The sequence below is a fragment of the Sphingopyxis sp. H053 genome (assembly GCF_001468225.1).
In the GTDB taxonomy this organism is placed as follows: domain Bacteria; phylum Pseudomonadota; class Alphaproteobacteria; order Sphingomonadales; family Sphingomonadaceae; genus Sphingopyxis.
Window position 1 is genome coordinate 538,220 of sequence record NZ_LNRU01000001.1, and the last position, 24,745, is coordinate 562,964.

At 65.8% G+C, this 24,745-nt stretch carries 26 protein-coding genes; 9 read left to right on the forward strand and 17 right to left on the reverse strand.

Translation table 11 applies throughout. The features are described 5' to 3' along the window. The first annotated feature begins 60 nt into the window (after positions 1 to 60). The 3 genes from ATE70_RS02460 to ATE70_RS02470 are packed head-to-tail and all read left to right on the forward strand — an operon-like array spanning position 61 to position 3,061. Positions 61 to 861, forward strand: coding sequence for an acetoacetate decarboxylase family protein (locus ATE70_RS02460; protein WP_037514883.1), 801 nt, complete (start codon positions 61 to 63; stop codon positions 859 to 861). After that, positions 861 to 1,730 carry an SDR family NAD(P)-dependent oxidoreductase gene (locus tag ATE70_RS02465; protein ID WP_058536348.1) on the forward strand — a complete coding sequence of 290 codons (870 nt, stop codon included), beginning with the start codon at positions 861 to 863 and terminating at the stop codon, positions 1,728 to 1,730. The genes ATE70_RS02460 and ATE70_RS02465 overlap by 1 nt, the downstream gene beginning before the upstream one ends. Further along, complete coding sequence (locus tag ATE70_RS02470; protein ID WP_058536349.1) at positions 1,724 to 3,061, forward strand: MFS transporter; 1,338 nt, start codon at positions 1,724 to 1,726, stop codon at positions 3,059 to 3,061. The genes ATE70_RS02465 and ATE70_RS02470 overlap by 7 nt, the downstream gene beginning before the upstream one ends. Before the next feature lie 18 nt (positions 3,062 to 3,079). Here the strand turns inward: ATE70_RS02470 and ATE70_RS02475 are convergent, their stop codons facing one another. Beyond that, positions 3,080 to 4,222 carry a helix-turn-helix transcriptional regulator gene (locus ATE70_RS02475; protein ID WP_058536350.1) on the reverse strand — a complete coding sequence of 381 codons (1,143 nt, stop codon included), beginning with the start codon at positions 4,220 to 4,222 and terminating at the stop codon, positions 3,080 to 3,082. A 225-nt stretch (positions 4,223 to 4,447) separates the two neighbouring features. Between ATE70_RS02475 and ATE70_RS02480 the strand changes: the two genes are divergently transcribed. After that, positions 4,448 to 6,007, forward strand: coding sequence for a FadD3 family acyl-CoA ligase (locus ATE70_RS02480; RefSeq protein WP_058536351.1), 1,560 nt, complete (start codon positions 4,448 to 4,450; stop codon positions 6,005 to 6,007). 83 nt (positions 6,008 to 6,090) lie between these two features. On the opposite strand, the gene ATE70_RS02485 is transcribed toward ATE70_RS02480, so the two are convergent. Beyond that, entirely contained in the window at positions 6,091 to 6,549 is a 459-nt protein-coding gene (locus ATE70_RS02485; protein ID WP_197411357.1) for a hypothetical protein, read from the reverse strand. Positions 6,550 to 6,609: 60 nt separating this feature from the next. Between ATE70_RS02485 and ATE70_RS02490 the strand changes: the two genes are divergently transcribed. After that, positions 6,610 to 7,422 (forward strand): LytTR family DNA-binding domain-containing protein, encoded by an 813-nt coding sequence (locus ATE70_RS02490; RefSeq protein WP_058800990.1) that lies wholly within the window; start codon positions 6,610 to 6,612, stop codon positions 7,420 to 7,422. Positions 7,423 to 7,503: 81 nt separating this feature from the next. Here ATE70_RS02490 and ATE70_RS02495 read toward each other — a convergent pair whose 3' ends face one another. The 13 genes from ATE70_RS02495 to ATE70_RS02555 are packed head-to-tail and all read right to left on the reverse strand — an operon-like array spanning position 7,504 to position 19,699. After that, positions 7,504 to 7,968 carry a MaoC family dehydratase gene (locus tag ATE70_RS02495; RefSeq protein WP_058536354.1) on the reverse strand — a complete coding sequence of 155 codons (465 nt, stop codon included), beginning with the start codon at positions 7,966 to 7,968 and terminating at the stop codon, positions 7,504 to 7,506. Continuing rightward, entirely contained in the window at positions 7,965 to 8,747 is a 783-nt protein-coding gene (locus tag ATE70_RS02500; RefSeq protein WP_058536355.1) for an SDR family oxidoreductase, read from the reverse strand. The genes ATE70_RS02495 and ATE70_RS02500 overlap by 4 nt, the downstream gene beginning before the upstream one ends. A gap of 11 nt (positions 8,748 to 8,758) precedes the next feature. Then, positions 8,759 to 9,940 (reverse strand): acyl-CoA dehydrogenase family protein, encoded by a 1,182-nt coding sequence (locus ATE70_RS02505; RefSeq protein WP_058536356.1) that lies wholly within the window; start codon positions 9,938 to 9,940, stop codon positions 8,759 to 8,761. Beyond that, positions 9,937 to 11,013 (reverse strand): acyl-CoA dehydrogenase family protein, encoded by a 1,077-nt coding sequence (locus ATE70_RS02510; protein ID WP_058536357.1) that lies wholly within the window; start codon positions 11,011 to 11,013, stop codon positions 9,937 to 9,939. Before ATE70_RS02510 ends, ATE70_RS02505 begins: the two co-directional genes overlap by 4 nt. Before the next feature lies 1 nt (position 11,014). Then, on the reverse strand, positions 11,015 to 11,917 hold the full coding sequence (locus tag ATE70_RS02515) for an SDR family oxidoreductase (RefSeq protein ID WP_058536358.1): 903 nt from the start codon (positions 11,915 to 11,917) through the stop codon (positions 11,015 to 11,017). 5 nt (positions 11,918 to 11,922) lie between these two features. Continuing rightward, complete coding sequence (locus ATE70_RS02520) at positions 11,923 to 13,074, reverse strand: acetyl-CoA C-acetyltransferase (RefSeq protein ID WP_058536359.1); 1,152 nt, start codon at positions 13,072 to 13,074, stop codon at positions 11,923 to 11,925. Between the two features lie 11 nt (positions 13,075 to 13,085). Then, entirely contained in the window at positions 13,086 to 14,099 is a 1,014-nt protein-coding gene (locus ATE70_RS02525; protein ID WP_058536360.1) for an acyl-CoA dehydrogenase family protein, read from the reverse strand. A gap of 6 nt (positions 14,100 to 14,105) precedes the next feature. Continuing rightward, positions 14,106 to 15,257, reverse strand: a complete 1,152-nt coding sequence (locus ATE70_RS02530; RefSeq protein WP_058536361.1) for an acyl-CoA dehydrogenase family protein — start codon at positions 15,255 to 15,257, stop codon at positions 14,106 to 14,108. Next, entirely contained in the window at positions 15,257 to 16,012 is a 756-nt protein-coding gene (locus ATE70_RS02535; protein WP_058536362.1) for an enoyl-CoA hydratase family protein, read from the reverse strand. The genes ATE70_RS02530 and ATE70_RS02535 overlap by 1 nt, the downstream gene beginning before the upstream one ends. Before the next feature lie 3 nt (positions 16,013 to 16,015). Continuing rightward, complete coding sequence (locus tag ATE70_RS02540) at positions 16,016 to 17,095, reverse strand: NAD(P)H-dependent flavin oxidoreductase (RefSeq protein WP_058536363.1); 1,080 nt, start codon at positions 17,093 to 17,095, stop codon at positions 16,016 to 16,018. Beyond that, positions 17,095 to 18,018, reverse strand: coding sequence for an enoyl-CoA hydratase (locus ATE70_RS02545; protein WP_058536364.1), 924 nt, complete (start codon positions 18,016 to 18,018; stop codon positions 17,095 to 17,097). The genes ATE70_RS02540 and ATE70_RS02545 overlap by 1 nt, the downstream gene beginning before the upstream one ends. 3 nt (positions 18,019 to 18,021) lie before the next feature. Further along, complete coding sequence (locus tag ATE70_RS02550; RefSeq protein WP_058536365.1) at positions 18,022 to 18,822, reverse strand: CoA-transferase subunit beta; 801 nt, start codon at positions 18,820 to 18,822, stop codon at positions 18,022 to 18,024. Positions 18,823 to 18,835: 13 nt separating this feature from the next. Continuing rightward, positions 18,836 to 19,699: a CoA transferase subunit A gene (locus ATE70_RS02555; protein ID WP_269433717.1), complete on the reverse strand. Its 864-nt coding sequence runs from the start codon at positions 19,697 to 19,699 to the stop codon at positions 18,836 to 18,838. Between the two features lie 163 nt (positions 19,700 to 19,862). Between ATE70_RS02555 and ATE70_RS02560 the strand changes: the two genes are divergently transcribed. The 3 genes from ATE70_RS02560 to ATE70_RS02570 all read left to right on the forward strand — a co-directional run bounded on the left by ATE70_RS02560 (position 19,863) and on the right by ATE70_RS02570 (position 22,557). Then, positions 19,863 to 20,627 carry an SDR family oxidoreductase gene (locus ATE70_RS02560; RefSeq protein ID WP_082639348.1) on the forward strand — a complete coding sequence of 255 codons (765 nt, stop codon included), beginning with the start codon at positions 19,863 to 19,865 and terminating at the stop codon, positions 20,625 to 20,627. Positions 20,628 to 20,766: 139 nt separating this feature from the next. After that, positions 20,767 to 21,798: an NADP-dependent oxidoreductase gene (locus ATE70_RS02565; RefSeq protein ID WP_082639279.1), complete on the forward strand. Its 1,032-nt coding sequence runs from the start codon at positions 20,767 to 20,769 to the stop codon at positions 21,796 to 21,798. 87 nt (positions 21,799 to 21,885) lie between these two features. Continuing rightward, positions 21,886 to 22,557 carry a hypothetical protein gene (locus tag ATE70_RS02570; protein ID WP_058536368.1) on the forward strand — a complete coding sequence of 224 codons (672 nt, stop codon included), beginning with the start codon at positions 21,886 to 21,888 and terminating at the stop codon, positions 22,555 to 22,557. Here ATE70_RS02570 and ATE70_RS24675 read toward each other — a convergent pair. Then, positions 22,530 to 22,739, reverse strand: a complete 210-nt coding sequence (locus ATE70_RS24675) for a hypothetical protein (RefSeq protein ID WP_156419614.1) — start codon at positions 22,737 to 22,739, stop codon at positions 22,530 to 22,532. The genes ATE70_RS02570 and ATE70_RS24675 overlap by 28 nt on opposite strands. Before the next feature lie 41 nt (positions 22,740 to 22,780). Further along, positions 22,781 to 23,704, reverse strand: a complete 924-nt coding sequence (locus ATE70_RS02575) for a LysR substrate-binding domain-containing protein (protein WP_058536369.1) — start codon at positions 23,702 to 23,704, stop codon at positions 22,781 to 22,783. 111 nt (positions 23,705 to 23,815) lie between these two features. Here ATE70_RS02575 and ATE70_RS02580 point away from each other — a divergent pair, with 111 nt between their 5' ends. Further along, entirely contained in the window at positions 23,816 to 24,682 is an 867-nt protein-coding gene (locus ATE70_RS02580) for a pirin family protein (RefSeq protein WP_058536370.1), read from the forward strand. Positions 24,683 to 24,745: the final 63 nt, after the last annotated feature.

A 24,745-nucleotide genomic window follows, 5' to 3' on the forward strand; every position in this document is an offset into this window, starting at 1 on the left:
CCCCGCGGAAAACCACCACTGCCGACTAGCTGCGCCTTGGGCGCCATAGGGAGAATTGCGATGTCCAGACTGCGTTATGTTCAGGGTCCCGTCGAAACCCGTGCGCCGGGAATGCTGCGCAACACCGTCTACGGGATTCGCGCGACATATGAGACCGATCCCGAAATCATCGCGGCGCTGCTGCCGCAACCGCTCGTCGCGACCGCAAAGCCCGAAATCTGGCTGCAGATGGTGCATGTGGCGATGCATGTGACCGAAACCGATACGGTCGAGATTGGCGCACTGACCGTCGGGGTCAATTGCACGCATGAAGGCGCACCGGGAGCCTATTGCTTCCACATGGCGATGGAGGGCGAAACCGTCGTCACCTCCGGCCGCGAGCGTTTCGGCGAGCCGAAGAAGATCGCCGAGACGCATTTCGAACGCAATGGCGACCATCTGCGCGCGACCTGCTCGCGCCACGGCATCGCCTATTTCGAAATCGAAGGCACGATCGGCGAAGCGATCGACCAGCCGCTGAAATTCGAAGAGCATCTTTTCTGCTACAAGGGGATGCCGTCGATCGACCAGCCGGGTCAGTTCGACGGCGACGTCTTCCTCACCCGCCTCAACTGGGAACGCAATTACGATTCCCGCCGGGCGATGACGGGGACGATCACCTTGCGCGATTCGGCCTTTGATCCGCTCGCCGATATCCCCGTTCGCCGCATCACCGACATGCAATATGTCGAAGGAGGGACCGCGACCGGCGGCACGCTGCTGCGCAAGGTGCCGGGCGAATGGATCGCGCCGCACTGGGTCGGGCGCCACGACGATCCGCGCAATGTTGGGGCCGAGATCGGCGAGCGGAAGGCCGCCTGATGGACGATTTTTCTGGCCGGGTGGCCGTCGTTACCGGTGGGGCGAGCGGGGTTGGCAAATGTCTGTGCGCCGACCTCGCCCGCGCCGGGGCGCATGTGGTGATTGCCGATATCGATCCGGCACGGCTTGAAGCCGTGCGCGTCGAGGTTGACGCGCTGGGTTCGGGGCAGGTGCTCGCCATCGCCTGCGACGTGACCAAGGAAGCATCGGTGCGGGCGCTGGCGGATCAGGTTTTTGGCCAGTTCGAGACGGTGCATATCCTGTTCAACAATGCCGGCGTCGGGCTGGGCGAGGCGCAGCGCAAGCTGTGGACGCTTCCGCTCAGCGACTGGCGCTGGGGCATCGACGTCAATGTGCTCGGCGTCATCCACGGCATTGCGGCCTTCGTGCCGCGCATGATCGAGGCAGGACAGGAGGGCGTGGTCGTCAACACCAGCTCGACCAACGGCGGGCTGCGTTCGCTGCCCAACACCCCCATTTATGCCGCCACCAAGGCGGCGGTGACCAGCATCTCCGAAGTGTTGCACCAGCAATTGCTGCGCGAAGGGGGCAAGCTGCGCGCCGCCACGCTCTTCCCGGGGCCGCACACGGTCAACACCGCGATCATGGCGTCGGGCGAAGTCCGCCCCGCGGACTATGTCGAAAATGAAGCGCAGACCAAAGTCGCCTATCGCACGATGGAAGATCTGGTACGGACGACTGGGCTCAAGCTCAAGCTGACCGAACCCGCCGAGGTATCCGCCTTCGCACTCGATGGCATTCGCGCGGGGCGTTTCTGGTTGTTGCCCGAAAGCGAGGAGAATGACGTGCTGATCGCCGCGCGAACCGAACAGATTTTGGCGCGGCGGGACCCGCCGTCGGCATGGTGACCGCCGCGGTAGCCGACGAGCCGTCGGCAGGCGCTGTGCCCTCTCGCGGCGTCTACCGCTGGCTGGTCGTCGCGATCCTGTTCGTCGGCTATTGCTTCAGCGCGATCGATGCGCGCGTGCTGACGCTGATGGTTGAACCGATCCAGCGCGACCTGAACCTCAGCGATTTCGAAATCAGCCTGCTCCAGGGTTTTGCCTTTTCCTTGCTCTACAGCATCGCCGCGCTGCCCATCGGCCGCTTTGTCGATCGCACCAAAAGGCGCGCGACGCTGATTGTCTGGGGGGTGCTGTTCTGGTCGGCGATGACCGCCGCCTGCGGCTTTACCAGCAGCTTCATCGGGCTCTTCCTCGCGCGCGTCGGCGTCGGGGTGGGCGAGGCGACGCTTAGCCCGACCGCCTATTCGCTGATCAGCGACTATTTCGAGCGACGACGACGGGCGCTGGCGATCAGCTTTTATGCGATCGGTTATCCGATCGGCGGCGGCCTGGCGCTGTTGATCGGCGGCTGGCTGCTCGCGCGCTTTACCAAGACCGGCGGCGTGACATTGCCATGGCTCGGCAGTTTCGAACCGTGGCAGATGGTGTTCCTGTGCGTTGCGGCGCCCGGATTGATCGTCGCGGCACTGATGATGACGATCCGCGAGCCGGCGCGGCAGGAACTCGCGGCGAACCTGTCGGTGCAAAGCAGCCTGCGCGAAGGGTTCGACTATATTTCAGAGCGCTGGGCGCTGTTCGGTTCGCTGATCGGTTCGCTCGCCCTGATTGCGCTTCTGGCGATCGGCACCGCGCTGTGGTTCCCGACCTTCCTGATCCGCAGCTACGGCATGAGCCCGGCCGAGGTGGGGATGTCCTACGGGATGATCATGCTGACCTGCGGCACCGTCGGCACGCTGTCGGGTGGCTGGCTCGCGGGACGGCTGATGCAGGGCGGCCGGGCGGACGCCAATATGCGCGTCGTGTTGATCGCCACCGTGCTGAAGGGCGTTCCGTTGATCGTCGCACCGCTGATGCCGACCGCCTTTCTGTCGCTGACGATGATGGCGATCGGCACGCTGATCGGGCAGGCGTCGCAAGGCGTGATGCTGACGGCGATCCAGGATGTGACGCCCAATCAGCTGCGCGGGCAGGTCACCGCGATCTCACTCTTATGCGTCAATCTGGTGGGGATGGGGCTGGGTGCCAGTGTCATCGCCGCGATCACCGATTTCGGTTTCGGCGACCAGGCGGCGCTGGGCTATTCGATCGCGATCGCCGGCGCGGTCGTGCTGCCACTGATCATCGGCCTGCTCCTTGTCGCCCTGCCGCATTACCGCCGCGCGATCGAAGGCTGACGTGCGCCGCCGGGGCCGTCAGCCGAGAACGGCGACGCTGCGCAGGATGAGGCGGACGAGATCGGCCTGCCGGCTTACCCCGGTCTTGCTGAGGATGGTCTTGCAATAGCTGCGCACGGTATTTTCGGTGAGCTCAAGCTTGGCCGCCGCTTCGGCGAGGCTGAGCCCGGTCGCGAGCAGCGCCGCCAGATGCGCTTCGGATGGGGTGAGGTCGAAGATCTGGCTGACCAGTCTTTCGAGCGGCCGGTTGTTGTCGAGCCCCGAGACATAGACCACCGCGGCCGGCCCCGCCTCGTTGCTGTAGCGCGAGGGCGTCTCGATCGTGCGCACGAGCACGCCCAGATGGCGATCGATGTCGGCCTCGACGCGCAGGCCTTCGGCGAAGCTGCCTCCATCGCGGCGCGCCGCGACCGCTTTGCCGACGAGTTGCTGGAGCTGCGCGTTGCCCGTCTTGCTCGCGAGCACGAGCCGGTCGTCGGCGGCGCGCAGCGCGGTGCTCGACTTGATCAGCGCGCGACCCGCGCTGTTGGTGCGCAGGATGCGCCCCGCGCCATCAAGGATGAAGGTGCAGAGCGTCAGCCGGTCGAGCGTATCGATCATCACCTGCAGCTCGGTCTCGTCGCGGCGGATGCGCGAGAAGAGCGCGAGCGATTGTTCGAGATGCGGGCGCAAAGCGAGCAGCACCGCCTTGTCGTCGTCGGTGAAATCCTCTTCATCGGGGCCGTTGGTCAGGCCGACATTGCCCTCCCACCCGCCGGGCTCGGAAATATACATGCCCAGCTGATATTCGATGCCATAGGGCTGCAATATCTCGCGATAGAAGCGATTGCCGCGAAGATCCTCGGGCGAAATAACCTCGCTCAGCCGGAAGATGTCGCCGGCTTTCGTCAGCGCGTTGCGCAGTGGGTCGAGATCGCCGAGTTCGGCATGGACCGCGTGAATCCGCCGCGCCTCGCGCTCGTCGATCACGGGCGGCGGCCCCCATATGATGAGCGGCGGCGTGCCCTGCCGGCTGAGCCGCAACGTGATCGCCGCGCTCGCGCAGCGCATCCGGCGGCTCAGCGCTTCGAGGAAGCCCAGCCACGGCGTCGCCTCGAGCGGCCCGCGATACAGCAGGGTCACCAGTTCATCGACTTCGGCCAGAGGTTTTCCGATCCGCATTCCGGCTTCGCTTCCTGTTCGCGTCCCGCCACCCGGTAAGCTGGGGAGTCGGTCTCGATCCCGCAATGACCTGTCCGGACCCGAGCGGCAAGAGGCGGTGCGCAAATCGCGCGCCCCCCGAATAGGGGTTGTCGCGGCCACGCCCGCGCGTAACGCAGCGGGGAGCAAATCGATCGGGCAATGGGCGGCCTGTCCATGGATGTCCGGCGCAGGAGACGATCTGCCGTGGCCGAAGCCAAGTTCACGATACCCCATAAAATCTTCGCCGCGGCGCGCGCGCATGGCGATGCCGTCGCGATCCGGGGCGAGGACGGGACCGAGGTTCGTTATCGCGATCTCGAACCGCTGGTGCGCGCCGCCGCCAAGGGCTTTATCGCGGCGGGTGTCGTGGCGGGGGATCGGATCGCGATCTGGGCGCCCAATGCGATTGGCTGGATTATCGCCGCGGTCGGCGCGCAGGCAGCGGGCGCGGCGATCGTGCCGCTCAACACGCGGCTGAAGGGGCGCGAGGCGGGCTATATCCTGCGCACCAGCGGCGCCAAGCTGCTGTTCACCGTCTCGGATTTCCTCGGCACCGCCTATCCGGACTTGATCACGGACGAGGACCTGCCCGATCTGCGCGGGATCGTCCTGATGGAAGGCGACAAGGGTGGCATGGCCTGGCAGACCTTCCTTGATCGCGGCGCGGCGCTTTCCGATGCCGCGGTCGCCGCACGGATGGACGCGCTGGGCGAGGATCAGGTCTGCGACATCCTCTTCACCTCGGGCACCACGGGCAATCCGAAGGGCGCCGTGACGACGCATGGGCAAAATGTCCGCCTGTACCTCGCTTATGGCGAGACGCTGACCTATGGGCCGGGCGACAATTTCCTGATCATCAACCCCTTCTTCCACAGCTTTGGCTACAAGGCCGGCTGGTTGGTGGCGCTGATGCGCGGGGTGACCGTGCTGCCCCACGCCGTGTTCCAGACCGACAAGGTGCTCGAACGGATCGAGCGCGAACGGGTGACATTACTCCCCGGTCCGCCGACGATCTTCCAGAGCCTGCTCGCGGGTCCTTATCGCGACCATGATATTTCTTCGCTGCGCGTTTCGATCACGGGCGCCGCGTCGGTGCCGGTGACCCTGATCGAGGAGATGCGCGGCAAGCTCGGCATCGACGTCGTGCTCACCGCCTATGGACTCACCGAAACCTGCGGCGTCGTGACGATGTGTAGCGTCGGCGACGACGCTGTGACGATTGCCAACACCGCAGGCCGTCCGCTCGCCGGGATCGAGGTCAAGCTTGTCGATGAGGCCGAGAAGATAGTAGCGCCCAGCGAAGCGGGCGAACTGCTCGTGCGGGGGCCCAATGTAATGCAGGGCTATTTCAACGACCCGGCGGCGACCGCGGCGGCGATCGATAGCGAAGGCTGGCTGCGCACCGGCGACATTGCGGTGCAGGACGCAAGCGGCAATGTGAAGATCACCGACCGCGCCAAGGACATCTTCATCGTCGGCGGCTTCAACGCCTATCCGGCCGAAATCGAAGGGCTGCTCGCCGCCAATCCGGCGGTCATGCAGTCGGCGGTGATCGGCGTACCCGACGAACGGCTGGGCGAAGTGCCTAAGGCTTATGTCGTCCTGCGCCCCGGTGCGAACGCCACCCCCGAAGAGATCGTCGGCTGGTGCCGCGAGAATATGGCGAACTACAAGGTGCCGCGCCAGGTGGTGATCCTCGACGCGCTGCCGGTGAACGCTGCGGGTAAGGTGCAGAAATTCCTTCTGCGCGATTCGGGGGCGTAGCCATCGTCCGATGCGACAGGACGACGTCTAGCGATCCATTGCGGCCCTTCTCTCGCCAGCTACCCATCCGCTCGTTCAGCCGACTACCGAACCCGCTGAGCCTGAGGTTGCGACTGATAGGTTGAAGGCCGCTTCTGCGCCACCGCCGGGAAGGTGCGGCCGCCGTGGTAGGTAATGGTTCCGCACATCCGGTCGCCCTTGGCCGAGAGCGTGCCGTCGAATAGCACGTCGCCTTCGCGGGAGGCGACCGCCATGTGGAAGCTGTTGCCGGTCAAGGTGATATTGCGCAGTATAACGGGTGCCGTCATCCACAGCGACAGCGACCCGCCATAAGCGTCTTCGACGAAGCCGATCGACAGAAGTCCGAAATTGGGCGTTGTCCCGACATGCATCAGGAAATCCCAGTTTCCGTGGAGGTTCGGGGCCTCGCTGCCCGCCGTAGCGGCTCCCGCGCCGCACTCAAAACGCATGTTTACGGCCTCGCTTGCTGCCACTGGAACGGCTGCAGATGCCAATGCCAAGCCCGCGATAATCCGCTTCATTGCTTTCTCCATGTCAACATTTCGTGCTGGCTGGTTGGCCGGTCGCGATGTCTGTCGACAATGGGGAAAATCGTGAATAGCTTCCGCAATTTCGTGACTGGTAGACCGATGCAGTTGGCGATGCGTGAATGGCGAATGATGGGGAAATGGCGGGGGCCGCTCAGCGCGGTGGCTTTTGGCGCAGTGCTTGGAGTGACGGGGCCATTCGGATCGCAAACCGCTCTCGGCCCAGAGGTGCGATATCCTTTCTGGATGATCATCGCACTCGTCGGCTTTGGAGCCGCTGCTGCCGCGGAGCGAGTCCTTCCGTCCAGTTCGCCGGGCAGGAGAACGGCAACACGGATCATCGCAGTAGCAGCCGCATCCGCGGTGCCCATGACCTTCTTTGTGGCGTGGGCCATGGGGGTTGTCCGACCGGGCAGAATGTTCAGTCCCGTTCAACTGCTCGCGTTATTTCCCTACGTTGCGCTCGTCCAGCTGTTGATCGCCCGCGTCATCTCGCCGGACGATCCGATGACTGTGGCCGCACCCGTGGAAAAGCCAGCCGCCGCCCCCGAATACCCGCGCGAGTTCGTGTCGAAGCTTCCAGCGGCTTTGCGCCGGGACATTCTCGCACTGGAAGCCGAGGATCATTATGTGCGCGTGCACACGCTCCACGGCTCGGCACTGATCCTGATGCGGCTGGCGGACGCGGCGGCGATCATCGATCCCCGGCTGGGCCTTCGCGTGCACCGTAGCTGGTGGGTGGCCAAAGACGGCGTTCACGCGTTGGAAAGAACGCCGGGACGAGCAATCGCCCGGCTGGTTGATGACACGGCCGTTCCGATCAGCAGGACATATTTGCCGGCCGCGCGGACAGCCTTGACCAACTAGCCCTATTTTTACCGGGCGGTCATTCGTTCGACTGGCATCCGCTTTCCACTCCATCGCAGACAGCGCCCGCCGCGCAGAATCTCAATTTTCCGGATAAAACCGGCTGATCGTATCGACGACGCACGCTGGCTTCTCCGCACCCTCGATCTCCACCGTCACCCGCACCACCGCCTGGACGCCGCCTTTTGCTTCCTCGGCCCGGACGAGTTCGCCACGCCCACGGATCCGGCTGCCCGCGCGGACGGGGCTCAGGAAGCGCAAATTGTCGGTGCCGATATTGACCCCCATCGACACGCCGCGCACCTCGACCAGTTCGGGAAGGAGGCGGTTGACGAGGCTCATCGTAAGGTAACCATGCGCGATCGTGCCGCCGAAGGGGCCGTCTTTCGCGCGCTCGGGATCGACGTGGATCCACTGATGATCGTCGGTTGCCTCAGCGAACAGGTCGATACGATCCTGCTCGATCGCGAGCCATCCGGTTGGGCCGAAACTCTCGCCCACGGCGGCGAGCAGCGCGGCCGGGTTTTCGAAGACGCGCGCGCTCATGCCTGCTGGCTCGACACCGCGAGCACTTCGCCCGTCATGTAGGAGGAAAGCCCGCTGGCGAGGAACAGCATCACGTTCGCGACCTCCCATGGCTCGGCATAACGGCCGAAGGCTTCCTTCTCGGTCAGTTCCTCAAGCAGCCCCGGCGGGGTCACCTTGGAAAGCGAGGCGTGCATCGCGAGGCTGGGCGAGACCGCGTTGATGCGGACGCCGTGCTCGGCCGCTTCGAGCGCCGAGCAGCGCGTGAAGGCCATCACGCCGGCCTTCGCCGCGGCATAATGCGCCTGCAGCTTCTGCGCGCGCCAGCCGAGGACCGAGGCGTTGTTGACGATCGCGCCCGTCTGGCGCTCGTACATGTGCGGCAGGATCGCGCGCGTCATGCGGAAGACGCCGGTGAGTGTCACGTCGAGCACCTTGTGCCACTGGTCATCTGTCATCTCGACGACCGAAGCCGCGCCGCCGAGCCCGGCGTTGTTGATGAGGACATCGATATGGCCCATGCCCGCGATCGCCGCGGCGACGAGCGCCTGCACCTGTTCTTCATTGGTGACGTCGCAGACGAGTGTGCCGGGGCGTGCGAAGCCCAATCCCTCGATCCGGTCGGCGGTCTCGCCGAGCCGGCGTTCGTGCATGTCGGAGAGGAAAAGCGTCGCGCCTTCTTCGGCTGCGCGCTGCGCGACCGCGCCGCCGATGCCGCTGCCCGCAGCGGCGGTGATCAGCACGGTCTTGCCCTTCAAGAGGCCGGTAGGGGTGGGGTAGTCGGGGGCGGGTCGTGCCACGCTTCGTTCCTTTATTTGAGGTCGCCGCGCGGCTCGCGCGGGAGGCCGAGCGCGCGCTCGGCGATGATGTTGCGCTGAATCTCGTTCGTGCCGCCATAGATCGTGTCGGCGCGGCTATAGAGGAACAGGTTGGGAAGCGCGGGGAAGGCGTATTCGTGCCCCGCGACGGTCTCGCCCGCCTGTCCCAGAACATCCATCGCGAGTTCGCCGAGATCACGGCGCCATGTCGCCCATTGGATCTTGTAGGTGAGCGCCGACGGGTTGAGCCGGCCGCCCTCGGCATCGGTGAGCATGCGCAGCGCGCCATAACGCATCAGTTTGAGGCCGATCTCGGCCCTGGCGATACGCTGGCGGATCAGCGGGTTTTTCGCTTCGCCATTGGCGCGCGCCGCGGCGATCACCGCGTCGAGCTCGTTGCGAAAGCCCATTTGCTGCGCAAGCGTTGAGACGCCGCGCTCGAAGCCGAGCAGCCCCATCGCGACCGTCCAGCCATCGCCGGGCGCGCCGAGGATGTTGGCGGCGTCGGTGCGCGCGCCGTCGAAAAACGTCTCGTTGAACTCGGCCTCGCCGGTGATCTGGTGGATCGGGCGGACGGTAACGCCGCTCTGGTCGACGGGGACAAGCAGGAAGGAGAGCCCTTTCGGTCCCTTTGATCCCTCCTCGGTGCGTGCGATGACGAAAATCCAGTCGGAAAATTGCGCGAGGCTGGTCCAGACCTTCTGTCCCTCGATCACCCATTCGTCGCCCTCCCGCCACGCGCGGGTGCGGACATTGGCGAGATCCGAGCCGGCACCGGGCTCCGAATAGCCCTGGCACCAGATTTCCTCGCCGCGTGCGATCGCGGGCAGGAAGCGCGCCTTCTGCTCGTCGGTGCCGAAGGCGAGGATCGTCGGGCCGGCGAGTTCGATGCCGATATGGTTGAGCCGGGGCGGGGCGCCCGCGCGCGCATATTCCTCGGCGAAGATGACCTGCTCGGCGAGCGTGGCATCGCGGCCGCCATAGGCCTTGGGCCAGCCGACGCAGCTCCAGCCCGCTTCGCCCAGCCGGCGCTCCCAGTCGCGGCGGCGTTCGGGCATTTCGGTCAGGCTGGTGAGCCCGCGCACGTCGGCGAAGGGGCCTTCCAATTCGGCCTTGAGCCACGCGGCTGCCTCAGCGCGGAAAGCCTCTTCCTCGGGAGAAAATCCAAGCTTCATGCGGCTTCGTCCAATCCGGCGAGTCCCGCCACCTGTTCGCGGTGCCAGTCGGGGGTGCCGAGCAGGCTCGCGTTGCTGCGCGCGCGCTTGAAATAGAGATGCGCGTCATGCTCCCAGGTGAAGCCGATGCCGCCGTGGAGCTGGATCATCTCGCCCGCGCAGTGCGTGTAGGTGTCGCAGGCGAATGCCTTGGCGGCATGAACCGCGAACGCGGCCTCATCCGATCGCTCGTCGATCGCGCAGGCGGCCCAATAGACCGCCGAGCGCGCCTGCTCGATTGCGACCATCATGTCGGCGAGGCGGTGCTTGACCGCCTGAAAACTGCCGATCGACCGGCCGAACTGGATGCGTTCCTGCGTATAGGCGACCGTCCGGTCGAGGCACGCCTGCGCGCCGCCCAGCGCATCGGCGGCGATGGCGAGCCAGCCGGTGGTGAGCGCGGCGCGCACGGCGGCGCGCGGATCGGCGAGCGTTTCGACGGCGACCCCGCCGAAATCGAGCCGGGCATAGGGGCGCGTCTGGTCCATGCTGGTGAGCGGGGTGATGCCGAACCCGAGGGCGCCGCGCTCGACGATCGCGACGCCATTGTCGGCCGCAACCACGAACAGGTCGGCGCTGGCGCCGTGGGGCACAAGGAGCGCGGCACCGGTCAGCGTTTCGTCGCTGAGCGCCGCGCCCGGCGTTCCGCCCATATTTACGGCAGCGAAGCTTGCCACCAGCTCGCCCGACGCGAGGCGGGGGAGGAGGCGTGCCTTCTGCTCGTCGGTGCCGCCGGCGAGAATTGCCGGAGCGGCAAGCCCTAGGCTTGCGAGGAGGGGCAGCGCCGCGGTGTGCCCCCCGGCTTCCTCGGCAAAGATCGCGAGTTCGACCATGCCAAGCCCGACGCCGCCTAGTGCCTCGGGAATCGCGACGCCGGCGAGTCCGAGATCGCCGGTGAAAGCCTGCCACAACGCCTTGTCGACGCCCGTGTCCGCCATGGCTGCGCGCGTGCGCTCGCTCGTGGCATTCTCCGCAAAGAACGTTTTCGCCGTCTCGGCAATCATCGCCTGTTCGTCGGTGAAGGCGAAATGCATCTTAGCTGCCCCAGACCTTGCGCGGTTCGCTGCGGACCGCGATCAGCTTGTCGACCGCATCGCCGATGTCGGCAGGCGCCCATTTCGCCCGCTTGTCGACCGTCGGGCCGAGCTTCCAGCCATCCTCGATCGTGATGCGTCCGCCTTCGAGCTCGAAGACGCAGCCCGTCACATGCTTCGACTGTCCGGAGCCGAGCCATACGACGGTGGGTGCGATATTGTCGGGATCCTGCGCGTCGAAACCGCTTTCGACCGCCGCCATCTTGTCCGCAAAAGCGCCCTCGGTCATCCGCGTGCGCGCCGCGGGGGCGAGGGCGTTGGCGGTGATGCCATAGCGGCCAAGTTCGGCCGCCTGCACCAAGGTCAGCGCGGCGATGCCGCCCTTGGCGGTCGAATAGGCCGCCTGCGCGATCGAGCCTTGCAGCCCCGCGCCGCTGGTCGTGTTGATGATGCGCGCGTCGACGGGATGGCCCGCCTTCTGCTGCGCGCGCCAATAATCGACCGCATGGCGGCTGACGCAGAAATGGCCGCGCAGGTGGACGTGCATCGTCGCGTCCCATTCTTCGGGCGTCGCCGAGACGAACATGCGGTCGCGCACGATCCCCGCATTGTTGACGACGACATGCAGGTCGCCGAACGCCGCGACCGCCGCGTTGACGATGCGCTTGGCGGCATCCCAGTCGGTGATATCCTCATAATTGGCGATCGCGTTGCCGCCCGCCGCCTTGATTTCGGCGACGACATCATCCGCTGCCGACGTATCGCGGCCCTCTCCGGCGAGACTCGTGCCGATGTCGTTGACGACGACATTGGCACCCTCGGCGGCGAAGGCGAGCGCATAGGAGCGTCCGAGCCCGCGCGCCGCGCCGGTGATGATGACGGTCCGTCCTTCGCAAATGCCCATGTCGCTCAAAGCCTTTCGATGATGGTGACGTTGGCCTGACCGCCGCCTTCGCACATGGTCTGGAGGCCGTAGCGGCCGCCGGTGCGTTCGAGCGCGCCGAGCAATGTGGTCATGAGGCGCGCGCCGGTGGCGCCGATCGGGTGACCGAGCGCGATCGCGCCGCCCTGCACATTGACCTTCTCGTGCGGCACGCCAAGTTCCTGCATCCATGCCATGGGGATCGAGGCAAAGGCTTCGTTGCATTCGAACAGGTCGATGTCGTCCACCGTCATGCCCGCCTTTTCGAGCGCATATTTCGTTGCCGGAATCGGGCCGGTGAGCATCCAGATGGGATTGTCGGCGCGGACCGACAGGTGGTGGATGCGCGCGCGGGGTTTCAGGCCATGCGCCTTCACCGCCGCCTCGCTCGCGATCAGCAGCGCTGCGGCGCCGTCGCAATTCTGGCTGGCTATCCCTGCGGTGATCACACCGCCCTCGTTGACGGTCTTCAGCGTCGCGAGCCCTTCGGGGGTCGTCTGGGGGCGGACGGTTTCGTCCTGCTCGAGCCCTTCGAACGGCGCGATCTCCGCCTTGAACCAGCCATTGTCGATCGCGGTCTGCGCGCGGCGGTGCGATTCTGTCGCGAATTCTTCCATCGCCGCGCGGCTGATCTGCCATTTGTTGGCGATCATTTCGGCCGACTTGATCTGGTTGATCTCTTCGGTGCCGTAGCGCGCGTCCCAGCCCTTCGCCCCGATGAAGGGGCTGTCGAAGCCATAGGCTTGTCCTGCATACATCGCCGCCGAAATCGGGATCGCGTTCATCGCCTGACTGCCGCCCGCGACGACCAGATCCTGCGTCCCGCTCATCACGCCCTGCGCGGCGAAATGGACCGCCTGCTGCGACGATCCACACTGGCGGTCGATCGTCGTGCCGGGGACATGTTCGGGAAGCCCCGCAACGAGCCAAGCGGTGCGGCCGATGTCGCCCGCCTGCGGGCCGATCGTGTCGCAGCAACCCCAGACGACATCGTCGACCAGACCCGCGTCGATGCCGGTGCGTTCGACCAGCGCCTTGATCGGGTGCGCGGCGAGGTCGGCGGGGTGGACGGCGGCGAGGCTGCCCTTCTTGCGCCCGATGGGGGTGCGGACGGCGTCGATGATATAGGCTTCAGCCATATTCTTGTTCCTTATGCGAAGCTGTGGCCGGGGCCGATCGGCAGCGCGCCGCCGATGACGGCGGCGTCGATGCGCGCGAGATGGAAGGCGCGGTCGCCCCATGCGCCGGCCAGCGCCCAGGCGCGCTTCATCCAGAAATGCAGGTCGACTTCATAGGTGTAACCCATCGCGCCATGCGTCTGGATCGCGGTCTCGCTCATCGCCCATGCGGCGTCGGCGGCGGCGAGCTTGGCGTGGCTGACGTGGACGGAGGCGCTGGCGGTCCCTTCGGCGAGCGCGACGGCGGCGCGCTGGATCACCGGCTTGGCGAACTCGATTTTCACGACCGCGGTCGCGAGATGATGCTTGACCGCCTGAAAACTGCCGATCGGCTGGCCGAACTGGCTGCGGTTCTTCGCATAGTCGGTCGCCTGTTCGAGCATCGCGTCGGCGACGCCGACAAGCTGCGCGGCGGCGATCAGCGCGGCATGGTCGAGGAGGGCGTCGGCCGATCCCACGTCAACCCCCGAAGCGGCAACGGGCGCATAGAGGCGGCGGAGCGGGTCGACGCTATCGAGCAGTTCTGAGTCGCCGCTCCTTTCGGTGAGTAACAGCGCTCCATTCTTCACCGACAGGATATGGCTGGCGTCCTCAAGATCGGCGACCCACGGATTGACCGGGTGCTGGAGCGCGACCTTGGCTTCACCCGCGGCGATCGCCCCGAGCAGCGCGTCCTGCCCGCCCGCCTTGGCGAGCAGCGGTGCGGCGACGAGCGCGGTGTCGGCCAGCGGCTCGGCGACTCCTGCGCGGCCGAGTTCGGCGGCGATCAGCACCGCATCGAGCAGCGAGAGGCCGAGCCCGCCCCGCGCTTCGGGGACAAGCAGGCCGGGCAGGCCCATCTCGACGAGACCCCGCCAGACGTCGGCCGAGCGGCGGCTGTCGCTGGTGTCGAGCGCGCGCAGCAGTTCGGGGCCGTGAACGCCCGCGAGATAATCGCGCACGCCTTGCGTCAGCGTCGCCTGATCTTCGGTGATTATGAAGTCCATGCCCGCTTACCTCGGCAGGCCGAGCAGGCGCTCGGCGATGATGTTGCGCTGGATCTCGTTCGAACCGGCGTAGATCGGGCCCGAGAGCGAGAAGATATAGCCTTCGAGCCACATGTTGAGCGCGCCGCCGTCGAGGTGGCGCAGCTCGGCCGAGGCGCCGAGGAGCTGCATCGCGGTGCGGTGCGCGGCGCGGTCGAGTTCGGACCAGAATATCTTGTTGAGGCTCGCCTCGGCGCCGATATGCCCGCCCGCCATGATCTTCGAGGCGACGGCATAGGTGTTGTAGGCATAAGCTTGCGCATCCATCCAGGCCTGCATCACCTGCTCGCGCGCGGCGGGAGCGGCCTTGGTCTCATGCGCGCGGAACAGTTTGACGAGGCGTTCGGCGGCGGCCTGAAAGCGCGCGGGCGAGCGCAGCATCAGCCCGCGCTCGAAACCCGCGGTCGCCATCGCGACGTTCCAGCCCTCGCCTTCGCCCGCGATGCGGTTTTCGACCGGAACGCGCACCTCGTCGAAGAACAGCTCGGCAAAGCCCGGATCGCCGTGGAGCTGGCGGATCGGGCGGCGCGTCACGCCGGGAGCGTTGAGGTCGAACAGGATGAAGCTCAGTCCCTTGTGCCGCTTCGACTCGGGGTCGGTGCGGAACAGCCCGAAACCCCAGTCGGCAAAGCTCGCGCGGCTCGACCAGGTCTTCTGGCCCGAGATCACATAATGATCGCCGTCGCGGATCGCCTTGGACGTAATCGCCGCCATGTCCGACCCGGCATTGGGTTCGGACCATGCCTGCGCCCAGATCACTTCGCCCTTCGCCATCGGGGTCAGGAAACGCGCCTTCTGTTCGTCGGTGCCGAATTCCATCACCGTCGGGCCGAGCAGGAAGATGCCGTTCTGGTTGACGCGCAGCGGCGCGCCGGCGCGATAATATTCCTCTTCGAAGATCAGCCACTGGATCAGGTCGAGCCCGCGCCCGCCGTAAGCCTCGGGCCAGGTGACCATGCCCCAGTTGCCGCTCGCGAGCCTCCGCTCCCACTCGACATGCTGGTGATAGCCGTCTTCGCGTTCGAGGGTGACGAGCGGTTCCTTCGGGACATTGGCTTCCATCCACGCGCGCACCTCGGCGCGGAAATCCTGTTGTTCGGGGGTGTAGGCGAGGTGCATCAGAATTCGGCCGCCTTGCCCGTCTCGACGAAGGCGTCGCGCGATTTCTGGCTGTCTTCGTGCATATACATTTCGAGCGTGAAGCCCTGTTCCCAGCGATAGCCGCGATCGACGTCGCGCGCTTCGAGCCCGTTCAGCGCCTCCTTCGCGATCACCAGCGCCTTGCGCGACTTGCCCGCGATGATGCTTGCAAAGGCGCGCGCCTCGTCGACCAGCGCCTCGCGCGGCACGATTTTTTCGACCGCGCCGAGCCGATACGCTTCCGCGACCGGGATATTGCCGCCGGTGAAGAAGGCCGCGCGGACCTTGTGGAGCGGCAGCATGCGCGAGAGGTGCGAGGCGCCGCCCATCGCGCCGCGATCGACCTCGGGCAGCGAGAAAAAGGCGTCGTCGGCGGCGATGATCGTGTCGCTCGCGCCGCAGATGCCGATGCCGCCGCCGATAACGAATTTATGGACCGCGACGACGACGGGCACCTCACAGTCGCGCACCGCCTTGAAGGTCAGGTAATTGCCGCGGTTGAGCAGGGTGATGCGCTCGGGATGCGCCTGCATCTCCTTGATGTCGACGCCGCCGCAGAAGCCGCGCGCGCTTTCGGCGGCGCGGATCAGCACGACATTGACTTCGGGGTTCTGCCCGGCGTCGCGGATGATCGCGGGCAGGCTGTTCCACGTTTCGCTGTCGAACGCGTTGACCGGCGGGACGTCGAAGACGATCTCGGCGATGCGGTCCTTGATCTCGGTATGGATCGGCATGGGTCAGGCCCCCGTTTGCGGTGAAGATGAAAGGGCAGCGAGGCGCGCGCGCGCTTCGCGCTCGATGCCGGCGAGAAGCTCGGCGCAGCTCGGAAGGTCGGCGAGGCGCCCCGCGACGAGCCCCGTTGCCATCAGCCCGTGATCGGGATCGCCTTCGACCACCGCCTTCTGGATCAGCATCGGGGCGGAGGCCGCCATCATCGCCTGCGGCAACGTGAGCCCGCCGTGACTGGTCATGCCTTTGGCGGCCTTGAACAATTCGCCGAACGAGGCGCCGGTCTGGCGCTTCATCGCAAGCCCGCTGTCGATCGCGCGGCGCCAGATGCCGAGGCCCGACGATCGCTCGATCCGGTCGAGCAGCGCATTTTTGATCATCCGCTGGGGCAAGCCATCGACCTTGGTCGACACGAGAATGTCGTCGGTCCCCGCCTTCACATAGCGCGCCTTGGTGAGGTCGGGGATTGGGCTTTCGCGCGTCATCAGGAAGCGCGTGCCCATCGCGATGCCGACCGCGCCATAGGCCAGCGCGGCCGCGAGCCCGCGCCCGTCGCCAAAGCCGCCCGCCGCGATCACCGGTACCTTCACCGCGTCGAGCACCTGCGGCAGCAATATCGTCGAGGCGACCGACCCGGTATGCCCGCCGCCTTCGCCGCCCTGAACGGTGACCATATCGACGCCGAGCTGCACCATCTTCTGCGCGTGCTTGACCGCACCGACGGTCGGCACGCAGAGGATACCCGCGTCCTTGAAGCGCCCGATCATCTTCGCATCGGGACCGCGCCCGAAGCTGACTGCGCGTATCTGGTCGCGGTGCTTCAGGATGATCTCGACGATTTCCGCCGCGCCCGGCTGGAACATGTGGAAATTGACGCCGAACGGCTGTTTCGTCCCCGCCTTGACCGCAACGATCGCGGCCTCAAGCTCGGCGGGCTGCATCACCGCGCCTGCGAGGAAGCCGAACGCGCCCGCCTCGCTGGACGCGATCACCAGCCCCGGCGTCGCGATCCAGCCCATCGCGGTCTGGATCACCGGCAGGCGGCAGCCGAGCCGTTCGGTCAGGATGGTGGCGAGCGGATCGGTCATCAGCCCGCGTCCCGATCCTTTTGGCCGGCGTCCTTCTTGTTGGCTTCGGCCATCTTCTTGCCGTCGAACCCGGCAATATAGTCGCCCTTGACGAGGCTGTTGTTGGCGTGCGCGAAATGATGATAGCCGAACGCCGCGTCGATCCCGGCATTCTTGCCCGCGAGCGTCTCCATATGGTTGCACGCCTGTTTTGCGAGTTGCAGCGCGAGCCGCGGCTGCGTCGCGATCCGTTCGGCGACGCGCTTCACCTCGTCCGCCAGCTCGGCGCGCGGCACGACGCGGTTGACCATCCCGGCTTCGCGCGCGCGCTCGGCGCTCATCCGTTCGCCGAGGAACAGGAATTCCTTCGCCAGCCGGACATTGAGTTCGTGGCAATGCGCGAAATATTCGAGGCCCGGAAAGCCCATCTGCAGCACCGGATCCTGAAAAAAGGCATCGTCCGATGCGATGATGAGATCACACACCCACGCAAGCATCAGCCCGCCCGCAATGCAGCCGCCATGGACCTGCGCGATGGTCGGCTTGGGAATGTCCCGCCACCTTTTGCACATGCCCAGATATTGCTCATGCTCGCGAGCATAGGCTTTTTCGGCGCCCGCCTTGGTCGAATGATCGTACCACATCAGCCGGCGCTCGACGGGCGAATGAAAGTCGCGCCCCGGCGTGCCGATGTCGTGGCCGGCGCTGAAATGCTTGGCGTCGGATTTCAGGACGATGACCTTGACCGCATCGTCGTCGACCGCGCGGAAAAAGGCATCGTCTAGCGCGTAGGTCATCTGGCTGTTCTGGACATTGTGATATTGCGGCCGGTTCAGCGTCACCCACGCAATGCCGTCCGCCGCTTCGTAAAGGACCGGCGTATCGGTCTCGTAAACCGGCGCTTCGTCGACCGGCGGAACCAGCCCGTCATTCTGATCGCTCATGGTTCAGCTCCTCTTGCCTGCGGGATTGTCCTTGAGCACCCCGGCGCGCAGACGATGCGGGTCGAGCTGCGCGATGATCGCGAGCTGTTCGGCGGTCGGGGCGGGGGTTTCCGTAATCTCAGATGCGGCTTCGAGCGCGAAGCCGGTCGCTTCCTGCACCTGTTCGAAGGTCACGCCGGGATGCAGCATCACAACGCGGATCGCGTTGTCCGTGCCGCCGAAGTCCATGACGCAAAGGTCGGTGACGATCAGCCGCAGGTCGACGCGGCTGAAGTCGACGCCGGGGGTACGCCGCGCCGGGTTGTAGCCGACGCTCGACACCATATCGACCTCGCCCTCGACGAAGATACGCTTCGAATGCGCGGGGACGAACATCGAATTGATGTGGCAGATGCTGTTGCCCGGAAAGCCGCGCGCGCCGAGCATCTGCACCTTCGGCTGGTCGTAGGTGCCGCCGAGGTAAGAGATGTTCGTCTGCCCGAAACGGTCGATCTGGCTCGGCGTGACCATCGCGTGGCGCTTGCCGGACCACACCGCGGCGTCGAAGAAGCGCGAGAAGGGAAGGTAGCCCGCGGCCTTGCGATCGTCGTAACCGCGCGGGCCGAGCGGCACCGGATCCTCGACCAGATACGCCTCGCCGTCGGTCATCATCAGTTCGGGTGTGTGCGTCAGCTTGGCGAGGCCGGCGGCGAGGCGCGGCGCGGGGCCGATGCCGGTCGCGACGAGTTCGCCATTGCCGCGCCACGCCTCGGACGCGGCGACGATCAGCTGTTCGCAAAGGGTGAATTCGGGTGCGGTGGTCATGGTGTCGGCCGCCTCAGAAAATGGGAAGGGGGAGGGCGGCGACGGCATCCTTGCCGCCCACGCGATCGAGATAACCCGCCTCATCGGCGCCGATCGTGTCGGCGAAATAGCGGTCCCAGCCGCCATCCTCGCGCGCGCTGTCGGCGTAGGATTTGAGGTGCTTCATGTCCCAGCCGTAGGAAGGCGGCATTGACGTCGGATGCGCGCCGAGCGGCGCCTCGACGACGCCGTGGATGAAGCAGCGCTCGACGATGTTCGCGCGCGCATCCTCAGGATAGCTGTGGTCCATCCGGTCGACGACTTCCTCGGCCGAGACGAAGGTCCGGTCTGCGGCGCGCGCGAACCATTCGTCATAATATGTATCGGGGCCGAGCGCCTGGATATTGCCGAGCTTGTCGGCGCGGTGGACGTGGAGCAGCGCCGCGTCGAGCTTGAGCGCGGGCATCGCGAGCAGCACTTCGCCATCGTCATAGGGCGACTGGACGGTCTTGAACCCGCCGTGCGTCATCACGTCGGTGCCGAGCCCGACATGGGTGGGGAGGAAGGGCAAGCGGAACGCCGCGGCCTTCAAGCCCCATTGGAGCATGCCTTCGTCGAGTTCGAGAATGTCGAGCGTCCCCGCCTCACGCGCCTTGCGGAAATAAGGCTCGAGCGGGATCGCGTCCATCGAGACGAAGCCGAAGATCAGCTTCTTCACCTTGCCCGCGGCGCACAGCATCCCGACCTCGGGGCCGCCATAGGCGACAATCGTCAGGTCGGTGAGCTCCGAGCGCAGGATCGCGCGGACCAGCGCCATCGGCTTGCGGCGCGGCCCCCAGCCGGCAATCCCGATCGTCATCCCGCTCTTCAGCGAGGCGACGAACTCTTCGATGGTCAATTGCTTGTTCAATCCACTCTCCAGCCCACAGGCGCCGGGCACGAGGGCGCCCGCGATGTTGCAAGATGGATAGGCGCGCTGGCTGTTCGGCCGATACCACCATATGGAGAGAGACTTTCCCGCCGCCCGATCAGAGAGAGGTGGGTGAGAAATGGAGATGGATATGGCGGACGAGAAACAGCGCGTGGCGCTCGTGACCGGCGGCAGCCGCGGAATCGGCCGCGCGATCGCCGAGCGGCTGCTGGAAGATGGCCTGCGCGTCGTGATCTGCGGCCGCAATGCCCCCGGCGACCTGCCGCGCCACCTTGACGCGGCGGCGGAGTTCGAGGCGTGCGATGTGCGTTCGGCGGACGAGGTTCAGGCGATGGTCGACCGCATTTTCGAACGCCACGGCCGGCTCGACCTCGCCGTGAACAATGCCGGGGGCTCCCCCGAAGCCGATGCGGCCTCCGCGTCGCCGCGTTTTTCGGAACGCGTCCTCGCGCTCAATCTGCTCGCGCCGCTGCATGTCGCGCAGGCCGCCAACCGTATCATGCAGGCGCAGGAGGATGGCGGGAGCATCGTCAATATCGCCAGCGTCTCGGGTACGCGGCCGTCGCCGGGAACGGCGGTTTATGGCGCGGCCAAGGCGGGGCTGCTGAGCCTCACCGAATCGCTTGCGATGGAGTGGGGGCCGAAGGTGCGCGTCAATGCGATCGTCGTGGGGCTGGTCGCCACCGAGGCCGCGGCCGATCATTATGGCGGCGAGGCGGGGATGAAACGGATCGATGCGATGCTGCCGCTTGGCCGGATGGCACGCGGGCCCGATATTGCAGGCGTCGTCAGTTTTCTGGCGTCGCCGGACGCGGCCTATATCAGCGGTGCAAGGATCGCCGCGCATGGCGGCGGCGAGCGGCCGATCTTTCTGAGCCTTGCCCAGATGGGCTGACGTCGCGACGGAGAAGCCGCATATGGTGGGCGGGATTCGAAAACATTCTGTGCGCGGCGCAGGACAATGGCGACTTGGCGAAGGCGTCGGACGGTTGCGATAATGATGCGGTCTTCCACTGCCATACCGGAGTGCCGTCATGCCCGCAGAGACCGTCAATCGCCAATGGCTGCTCGCGCGGCGCCCCAGGGGGCACGTCAGCGTGGATGATTTCGCGCGGCATGACGCGCCCGTGCCGCGGGCCGATCTGGCCGCGGGCGAAATCCTCGTCCGCAACCTCATGCTCGGCTTCGATCCCGCGCAGCGCGGGTGGATGGACGATGTCCCAAACTATCTGCCCCCCATCATGATCGATGAGCCCGTGCGCGGCAGCGCGGTCGCGCGCGTGATCGCGTCGGGCAATCCGGCCTATCCGGAGGGCTCGATGGTGCGGGGGTTGTTCGGATGGCAGGATTATGCCGTTGCGGCGCGGGCGGGCGACCCCGACCCCGTGCCCATTTCCGAAGATACGGCGCCCGAAGAGGCATTGGGCATATTCGGCGCGGCGAGCCTAACCGCCTATGTCGGCATGTATGATGTCGGCCGGCTCCGCGCGGGGGATTGCGTGCTCGTTTCGGGTGCGGCGGGTGCGGTCGGATCGGTTGCCATCCAGATCGCGCGGCTCGCTGGCGCGCGCGTGATCGGGATCGCTGGAGGCGCCGAAAAATGCCGCTGGTTGATAGAGGATTATGGTGCCGACGCTGCGATCGATTATCGCGCGGAGGATGTGCGAGCGCGGCTGGGAAAGCTCGCGCCCGAGGGAATCGACCTATTCTTCGACAATGTGGGCGGCGCCACGCTCGAAGCGGGAATCGCGCATATCGCACGCTTTGGCCGGATCGTGCTGTGCGGTGCCATTTCGGGCTATAACGACACGCACGCCGCTGTCGGGCCGCGCAACCTGATGCGGCTGATTCCGCAGCGCGCCGAGATGCGCGGCTTTATCCTGCTCGACCATCTGGATCGTGTGCCCTCTGCTATGGTGGAACTCAGGCAATGGGCCCGCAGCGACCGGATCCGCTATCGTACCGACATCCAGCATGGTTTCGACATCATCCCACAAACATTCTTGCGGCTGTTCAACGGCTCAAATCAGGGCAAGCAATTGCTGCGGATCGACGGGGTGGAATAGGCTTGGATTGCCGGCGCGGGCCGCCGCATCGGCGTGGAAATCGCGGACGCTATTGATGATTGGGCGCGTGTCTCGCATTCTTGGGGCATGAACAAGAAATCTAGCCAGAGCGCCAAAGGGCTGCGCCAATTTCTGGATCTCGAACAGCAGGACGAGTGGCTGGAGGGCAGGGCGGAACTGGCCGACGCGGAAGAGCGGCAGGATTCGATCGAGCAGCGGATAAAATATGCGCATCGCTTCCAGAAGCTGCTTCGTCGACCGCAGGCGTCCGAGCTATTTGAGATTCTCGAGCTATACGGCCAGACCTGCATTCCCTTGCCTCGCGCGACGGAGCGCACGTACTGGTCGGTTTCCTGCCTGCCATCGACGTCGGACAAGCCGTTGGTCCGCGTCAACGCGAGTTGGATGGAACTGTTCACGCTCTACGCCGACGGCGACGATCTCCGCGCAAGGTTCATTGTTCACCTTTCGGATTTCACGACCGATGGGTCGTTTGCGCAGGAGATGATCGACCAGGTGCTTCTAGAGGGGAGCGTGCGGACGCCCGAGGACTTGCGCTATTCGGTTCCGAGCGGTCCGGACATCTTCGTCATCAAGATACGAGGCTCCGCTTCCATCCGCGACTTCCTCACGGCCCCTCGCGCGCTGCGCGCTGTTCGGAGATTCAATCTGACCCATATGAATCGCGGCAGGAATGCCTATCAGGCCAGCCATTCGTATAGCGTGGCGGATTACATGCTGGGGGAGGGCTCTTCCTGATGCTCACAACTGCCGACAGTCAACAAACGGCCGGCCGTACAGGAACCGGCGGCGCTGTTGCCAATTCGGTCGCCAACACCGCGATCGACGTCGCCGATGCGGGCGCCAGCGCGCGCGGCCTCGCCAGAACCGGAAAGGCCAAAAATGCTGAGCCCGATCGTCTCGGTCGGGCTGCTACTCATCGGCGCTCTTGAAAGCTGACTGGCAGCAACGGGCCAAAAACTCAGTCGTGGCCGGATTCCGGTACTCGCCGCCGCTGCGCAGCACACTCGTCCGCGAGAAAATCCAGAAGCGCCCGCACCGAAGGAAGGAGCCCGCGCCGGGATGGAAATACCGCATGGACGATTTCGTTCGAAGGTCTCCAATCGGGCAGCACCGTCACCAGTCGTCCTGCTTGCAAATCGTCCCAAACGACAAGCGTTGGCAGGCGCGCAGCCCCGGCCCCGGCAAGGGCGGCGTCGCGCAGCACCGCCATATCGTCGGTGACCAGCCGCGGCGAATGGCGCACCTCCGCGACGCTGCCGTCGGCATGGGTCAGGCGCCAGCGATGCTCGCCGCCCGCCGGGCCGAAGTCGAGGCTGGGCAGGCCGGCGAGATCGGCGGGCAGGGTAATGGCCCGTTGCTTGAGCAAATCCGGGCTGGCTACGATCCGGATCGTGCGCTCGTCGAAACGGCGCATGACAAGCTCGCTCTCGGCGAGCGGCGGTGGCCGGACACGGATCGCGAGGTCGAACCCTTCGCCGATGACGTCGACGCGGCGGTTGGTGCTTTCGACATGGAGCTCGACTGCCGGATAGAGCGCCATGAAGCGCCCGAGCAGTTCGCCGAACTGGAAGGCGAGAAGGCCGGTCGGGCAGCTGAGCCGCACGACGCCGCATGGTTCGGCGCGCGACTGGTCGATGACGGTTTGGGCGCCTTCGGCCTCGACGAGCATCGCGACGCAGCGGCGGTAATATTCCTGACCGATCTCCGTGACCGAAAAGCGCCGCGTTGAGCGCTGGATCAGGCGCACGCCCAGTCGATCTTCGAGCAAGCCGATGCGGCGGCTGACCTTCGATTTCTGCAAGCCCAGCGCGCGCGCGGCCGCGGCGAAACCCCCATGATCGACCGCCTGCACAAAGAGATAGAGGTCGTTGAGGTCCTGCATTGTCCTATCAATAGGACTCTGAGTCCATTTTAGCAATCTTTCGGCGTCTTTGGCGAAGGATTATTGTGCATTTCAACAGATGCCTCCCCCTGGAGGCGCAGGAGATGCAAGATGAAGACGATCCTTGGCACCTACAGCAATCCCAACCAGCATTGGGTCGGCGACGGCTTTCCGGTCCGCTCGCTCTTTTCGTACAACAGCCTCGGCGGTCAGGTCAGCCCCTTCCTGCTGCTCGACTATGCCGGCCCCTATAATTTCGCGCCGACCACCGATCGACGCGGCGTGGGACAGCATCCGCACCGCGGGTTCGAAACGGTGACGATCGTCTATGACGGCGAGGTCGAGCACAATGATTCGACGGGCAACGGCGGCATCATCGGCCCCGGCGACGTCCAGTGGATGACGGCGGCGGGCGGGATCCTGCACGAGGAATATCATTCGCCGGCGTTCGGCAAGACCGGCGGTCCGTTCCGGATGGTCCAGCTGTGGGTCAATCTGCCCGCGAAGGACAAGATGGCGCCGGGCGGCTATCAGGGTATCACGGCGGCGGACATTCCGACCGTCGAGCTGCCGGGTGGTGCGGGCCTCGGCCGGGTGATCGCGGGCGAGATGCTCGGCGCGCAGGGGCCGGCGCGGACCTTTACCCCGATCAACGTCTGGGACGTCCGGCTGAACCGCGACGCCGATCTGACGCTCGACCTGCCCGAAGGGCACACCGCGATGCTGGTGGTGCTGGCCGGCCATGTCACCGTGGGCGGCAGCGAGGACGCGGGCGAGGCCGAGATGGTGTTGCTGAGCCGGGAAGGGGGATCGATTCAGGTCCACGCCGACGGCGACGCGACGATCCTCGTCCTGACCGGCGAACCGATCGACGAACCGATCGTTGGCTACGGACCCTTCGTGATGAACAGCGAGGCCGAAATCCGCCAAGCCATCGACGATTTCAACAACGGCAGGCTGGCGCCAGTCGCAGCCTGACGCGGACCCGGCTCCTTCCCCACCTCCCGGGAGCCGGGTCCTCTCTCCCCTCGATGAATTGAC